Raw genomic sequence first — 5,880 nt, forward strand, 5'->3', positions numbered from 1 at the left:
CGGCGGCTTCGGCGGCGGGGGTGGTGGCTTCGGCGGCGGTGGCTTCGGCGGCGGCGGCGCGGGCGGGCGGTTCTGAGCGCCATGACACGTCGTCGGAAAGTCGTCGTTGCCGTACTGATCGTCCTGGCCCTGCTGGTCGCGGCGGTGGTGGCCGTGGGCACCTGGTACCGGCCGATGCTCATGACCGGTACCGGATACGCCGCGCACAACGCCTGCGCGATCCACTTCCTCACCGATCGGGACGACCCGGAGTCCGACCTGCCGCCCAACCCGCTGGTGCCGTTGCTGCGCACGGAGATCGACGACTCCGAGGGGTGGGCGCGTTCCTCCGTCCTGGGCATCGCCTTTGCCCAGCAGGCCTGGGCCTCCGAGTACGGGTGCGCGGTGGGCGAGGGCCGCGCGGCGGGCTCCGAGCACACCTCCCTCGTCGGGTCCCCGGAGGACCGCCCCGAGGGCATCGGCCTGCCGCAGGCCACCGACGTGCCGGCCGAGGTCGGTGCGGCACTCGACCGGGCCGCCGGCCAGGAGGGCACGCGCGGACTCGTCGCGGTCCACCGCGGTGAGATCCTCGACGAGTGGTACGCCGACGGCTTCGGTCCGGACACCCGGCAGCTCGGGTGGTCCATGGCCAAGAGCGTGGCGGCCACCCTGGTCGGGCGCGCGCAGCAGGAGTTCCCGGAGGCCGACCTCGACCCGGCGGACACGAATCTGCGCCCCGAGTGGACCGACGAGCGGGCGCAGATCTCCCTCGACGACCTGCTGCGCATGACCTCCGGGCTGGAGTGGGACGAGGACTACGACCTCGGCACCCCCATCACGCAGATGCTGTTCGCCGAGCCGGACATGGCCGCGTTCGCCGCCGCCCAACCGCTCGCCCACGAGCCCGGGACCGTCCGTCAGTACTCGTCGGGCACCACCAACATCGTGTGCGACCTGCTGCACGAGCGCACCGGCCTCGGGCCCGAGATGGCCGATCGGCTGCTGTTCGACCCGCTCGGGATGACCAGCGCGGTCCTCGAGGCCGACGCCTCCGGCCGGTCGGTGTGCAGCTCGTATTTGTGGGCCACGCCGCGGGACTGGGCGCGGTTCGGGCAGTTCACGCTGGATGACGGCGAGGTGGACGGTCGCCGCCTGCTCCCCGCCGGATGGATGGACTACGCGACGAGCGTCGTCCCGGCCGGCGGTGAGCCCGAGCCCTACGGCGCGCAGTGGTGGACCAACGACGCCGGTGACGGCACCCCGCTGCGTCTTCCCGGGATTCCCGCGGACGCCTACTGGGCCTCGGGGCACGACGGGCAGTACATCGTGGTGGTCCCGTCGGCCGATCTCGTGGTGGTGCGGACCGGGTTCTCCCCCGGTGGGTCCATCGGCGCGCTCGGCATCGAGGACCTGGTCGGCGACCTCACCCGGGCCGTGGGTTGAGCCGGCTTACTGCTCAGCCCCAGGCCGCCTGGATGCCGGCGCTCGCCCGGTCGATCCGCTCGAGGCGGCTCTCGGTGTAGAGGGCCACCTGGTCCACGATCACGCGCATCCGGGCCGCGTCGTCCGGGGCCGCGTCCCACAGCGGGCGCAGTACCGCGTCGAGTCCGGCCGGCGCCGAGTGCGCCAGGTACTCGGCCACCCGGTGGATACGGTCGCGTTGACGATCCTGCCGGGCCCGGTGCCCCGGGTCGCTCATCACGTACCGCACGGCCATGGTCTTGAGCATCACGACCTCGGCCTCCACGTGCAGCGGCACCTCGAGGTCGGCGCTGTACCGCCCGTGCGGCATCTCACCGTGCACCTCGCGGGTGGTGTGGATGGCGGGCATGACGAACCGCCCGACCAGCTCGCTGGTCAGCGCCTTGAGGGCGACCGCTCCCGCGAAGGACTCCTCGAACGGCTGGACGGCGCGGACCGCGTCGAGCGCGCCGAGCCGCCCGGCCGCCTCGCGCAGCTGGTCGGCGTCGGGCCCCCGGAACTCGCGTGCGCCCAGCTCGGCCAGCGCCGCGACCTCCGACGGGTCGGTCAACGACCGCAGGTCCAGCCTGCCCGCCACGATCGCGTCCTCCACGTCGTGGACCGAATAGGCCACGTCATCGGAGAAGTCCATGATCTGCGCCTCCAGGCACCGGGTGTCCCCGGGTGCCCCCACGCGGATCCAGGCGAGGGTGTCCGCGTCGTCGGGATAGGCGCCGAACTTCCTGGTGCCCTCCCGCGGCAGCCACGGGTACTTGGTGGCCGCGTCCAACGCGGCGCGGGTGAGGTCCAGTCCGACCCCGCGCCCGTCGGCGTCGACGACCTTGGGTTCCAGCCGCGTGAGGATCCTGATCGTCTGGGCGTTGCCCTCGTATCCCCCGAACCCTCTCGCGACCTCGTCGAGGGCGCGCTCACCGTTGTGCCCGTAGGGCGGGTGTCCGATGTCGTGGCTCAACCCCGCCAGGTCGGCGAGGTCGGGGTCGCAGCCGAGGCCGGCGGCGATGCTGCGGGAGATCTGCGCGACCTCGAGGGAATGGGTGAGGCGGGTCCGCGGCGTGTCACCGTCCCCGGGCCCGACCACCTGCGTCTTGTCGGCGAGCCGTCGCAGAGCCGCCGAGTGCAGGACCCGCGCGCGATCCCTCTCGAACGGGCTGCGCTCACTGGCCGTCCCCCGCGCCCGGGCGGGCCCCTCACCCACCCGGCGCTCGGCGTCTGCGGCGTCGTACGCGTACCCCGTCATGCGCGTCTCCTGTCGGGCGAGTGTGCCCCGTCGTCGTCCCTGTCCGGTCGTGAACGTCGTGTCCACCGATCAGCCGGGGAAGTCCACGTCCGTCCCGGCGATCCGGTGGTACTGGTACCAGAGCACCGCTCCGGTCTCGCGGATGATGCTCAGGACCTGGTTCTCCCGGGTCCAGACTGCGGGACCCTGTCGGGTCGGCGACGTCCACGCGTCCAGTCCGGCGTCCCGGGCCATCATCCGCGCCCGATATGAGTGCGTGGGGTCGCTGACCAGCACCACGGAACCACCGCCCTGGTCACGCACGGTCAGGGCCACGGCGTCCAGACTGCCGACGGTGTTGGACCCGGTCTCGACCGCCAGGATCGCGGTGGGCGGCACCCCCAGCGTGGCCAGATAGGCGCGACCCGCACCGGCCTCGGTGAACCGGTCACCCGGCTGGTTCCCACCGACCGTGATGATCTGGGGGGCGACGCCCTCCTCGTAGAGGGTGGCGGCGTGGTCGAGTCGGGACTGGAACACCGGGGTCGGGACGCCGTCGTACTGGGCCGCGCCCAGGACGACGATCGCGTCCGCCGGCGTGCGGTCGTCCACCCGCGCGACGTGCCACACACGGAACGCGATGAAACCGGGGACGGCGAGACACAGCAACAGCGCGATGACCAGGAGCCATCCGATGGCCCTGGACACCGCCCGCAGCGGGGACCGGGATCTGTTCACCCGACCAGTGTGCCAGCGCCGGGTCAGCAGCCGATGAGCCGCTGCGCGAGGTACCCCTCGACCTGGTCGATGGCCACCCGCTCCTGCTGCATGGTGTCCCGCTCACGGATGGTCACGGCCTGGTCCTCGAGGGTGTCGAAGTCCACGGTGATGCAGAACGGGGTGCCGATCTCGTCATGGCGGCGGTAGCGGCGGCCGATGGCCTGCGCGTCGTCGAAGTCCACGTTCCAGCTCTTGCGCAGCTGCGCGGCCAGGTCCCGTGCCTTGGGCGAGAGGTCGGCGTTCCGCGAGAGCGGCAGCACGGCTGCCTTGAACGGCGAGAGACGCCGGTCGAGCTTGAGCACGGTCCGGGTGTCGACGCCGCCCTTGGAGTTGGGGGCCTCGTCCTCGGTGTAGGCGTCGATGAGGAACGCCATGAGCGACCGCGTCAGGCCGAAGCTCGGCTCGATGACATAGGGCACGTACTTCTCGCCCGAGGCCTGGTCGCGGTACTGCAGGTCCTCGCCGGAGTGGGTCTGGTGCTGGGTGAGGTCGTAATCCGTGCGGTTGGCCACGCCCATCAGCTCGCCCCAGGGGTTGCCGGAGAAACCGAACTTGTACTCGAAGTCGATCGTGCCGGCCGAGTAGTGGGCACGCTCGTCGTCCGGGACGTCGAAGCGGCGCATGTTCTCCGGGTCGATCCCCAGGTCCACGAACCAGTCCCAGCAGTCCTCGACCCACCGCTTGAACCACTCGTCGGCCTCGTCGGGCTTGGTGAAGAACTCGATCTCCATCTGCTCGAACTCACGGGTCCGGAAGATGAAGTTGCCGGGGGTGATCTCGTTGCGGAACGCCTTGCCGATCTGGCCGATCCCGAACGGCGGCTTACGCCGGGCGGTGGTCATGACGTTCTTGTAGTTGACGAAGATGCCCTGGGCGGTCTCGGGCCGGAGGTAGTGCAGGCCCTCCTTGTCGTCGACCGGGCCGAGGTAGGTCTTCATCAGGCCGGAGAACAACTGCGGCTCGGTCCACGAGCCGGGCTGGCCCGTGACGGGGTCGTTGATGTCCGCCAGTCCGTTGGCCGGCTCGCGCCCGTGCTTGGCGACGTAGGCCTCGATGAGGTGGTCGGCGCGGTAGCGCTTGTGCGTGTGGAGGGACTCCACCAGCGGGTCGGTGAAGGTGTCGACGTGGCCGGAGGCCTCCCACACCTTGCGGGGCAGGATGATCGAGGAATCTAGGCCCACGACGTCCTCGCGGCCGGTGACGAAGTTCCGCCACCACTGCTTCTTGATGTTGTCCTTGAGCTCCACGCCGAGCGGACCGTAGTCCCACGCCGAACGGGTTCCGCCGTAGATCTCGCCACACTGGTACACCAGTCCCCGGCGCTTGCAGAGGTTGACGACTGTGTCGATGACGGACGCTGAGGATGCCACGTCGGGGGTTCTCCCTTTGGTGAGTCGGTTGGCGGAGGTGTCGGGGTGGACGGCCTCGGCGCGGGCCGGCGCCCGCGGCACTTCTCACCAGGGTATCCGGTCCACCCCGGCGGTCTGGGATACTGGGGTCCCCCACCCGACACGGCGCAGGTCCCCACCGCGCCCGGAAGGTTGCAACTAATGGCATCCGGACCCGAGTCCCCGGCCGACGCCGGGTCTGCCGCGGAGATCCACGATCCCGGCTCCCACGCCGCCCCCGTGCCGCTGCCACCGCAGCACGTGGTCTCGGCCGCCGGCGAGTTGCTCCGTGCGCTCTCGGCTCCGCTGCGGATCGCGATAGTGCTGCAGCTCCGCGAGGGGCCGCGCTGCGTCCACGAGCTGGTGGACGCCCTGGAGGTCGCGCAGCCGCTGGTGAGCCAGCATCTGCGGGTGCTCAAGTCGTCCAACGTCGTCTCCGCCCACCGCCGGGGACGCGAGATCCGCTACGAGTTGCTCGACGACCATCTGTTGCACATCGTCGAGGCGGCCGTCGGGCACGCCGGGGAGGAGTAGGACGTGGACACACCGGACAAGTCGATCGGCGTGCGTTCGACCCGTCAACGCAGTGCCATCTCCGCGCTGCTCGACGAGTCCAAGGGGTTCCGTTCGGCCCAGGACCTCCACGCCGAACTCCGCGAGCGCGGGGACGCGATCGGGCTGACCACCGTCTACCGGACCCTGCAGTCGATGTCCGACGCGGGTGCGGTGGACGTGCTGCGCACCGACTCCGGGGAGTTGATCTTCCGGAAGTGCTCCGATTCGCACCATCATCACCTGGTGTGTCGGGTGTGCGGGTTCACGGTGGAGGTCGAGGAGCCGGGGGTCGAGACGTGGGCACACCGTGCCGGCGGGGCCCACGGCTTCACCGAGGTGACCCACACCGTCGAGTTGTTCGGCGTCTGCGCGGCGTGCGTCGCGGCGGGGAGGGGCGAGCCGACGGGCCGGGCGGACTGACTCGGGGTACGCCGGCGGATCCGCCGCCGCTCGTCTCGTCACCGCGCCGCCCCCTTCACG

General features: G+C 71.0%; 6 protein-coding genes. 3 read left to right on the plus strand and 3 right to left on the minus strand.

Going from position 1 to position 5,880, the window contains the following annotated elements; all coding sequences use genetic code 11:
- Positions 1-81 precede the first annotated feature (81 nt).
- Positions 82-1,422: a serine hydrolase gene (locus G6022_RS10675; protein WP_182691550.1), complete on the plus strand. Its 1,341-nt coding sequence runs from the start codon at positions 82-84 to the stop codon at positions 1,420-1,422.
- Between the two features lie 13 nt (positions 1,423-1,435).
- Here G6022_RS10675 and G6022_RS10680 read toward each other — a convergent pair whose 3' ends face one another.
- The 3 genes from G6022_RS10680 to G6022_RS10690 form a co-directional block, all read right to left on the minus strand.
- Positions 1,436-2,698, minus strand: a complete 1,263-nt coding sequence (locus G6022_RS10680; protein ID WP_182609448.1) for a deoxyguanosinetriphosphate triphosphohydrolase — start codon at positions 2,696-2,698, stop codon at positions 1,436-1,438.
- 69 nt (positions 2,699-2,767) lie between these two features.
- Complete coding sequence (locus tag G6022_RS10685; protein WP_179526206.1) at positions 2,768-3,385, minus strand: YdcF family protein; 618 nt, start codon at positions 3,383-3,385, stop codon at positions 2,768-2,770.
- Positions 3,386-3,438: 53 nt separating this feature from the next.
- The gene (locus tag G6022_RS10690) at positions 3,439-4,827 is read right to left on the minus strand and encodes a glycine--tRNA ligase (RefSeq protein ID WP_179524974.1); all 1,389 of its coding nucleotides are present in this window, start codon (positions 4,825-4,827) and stop codon (positions 3,439-3,441) included.
- 180 nt (positions 4,828-5,007) lie between these two features.
- Between G6022_RS10690 and G6022_RS10695 the strand changes: the two genes are divergently transcribed.
- The gene (locus tag G6022_RS10695) at positions 5,008-5,379 is read left to right on the plus strand and encodes a metalloregulator ArsR/SmtB family transcription factor (protein WP_179524973.1); all 372 of its coding nucleotides are present in this window, start codon (positions 5,008-5,010) and stop codon (positions 5,377-5,379) included.
- Between the two features lie 3 nt (positions 5,380-5,382).
- Positions 5,383-5,820: a Fur family transcriptional regulator gene (locus tag G6022_RS10700; RefSeq protein ID WP_182609447.1), complete on the plus strand. Its 438-nt coding sequence runs from the start codon at positions 5,383-5,385 to the stop codon at positions 5,818-5,820.
- Positions 5,821-5,880: the final 60 nt, after the last annotated feature.

Origin of the sequence: Dietzia sp. Cai40 (genome assembly GCF_014145165.1) — a bacterium.
Lineage (GTDB): Bacteria > Actinomycetota > Actinomycetes > Mycobacteriales > Mycobacteriaceae > Dietzia > Dietzia natronolimnaea.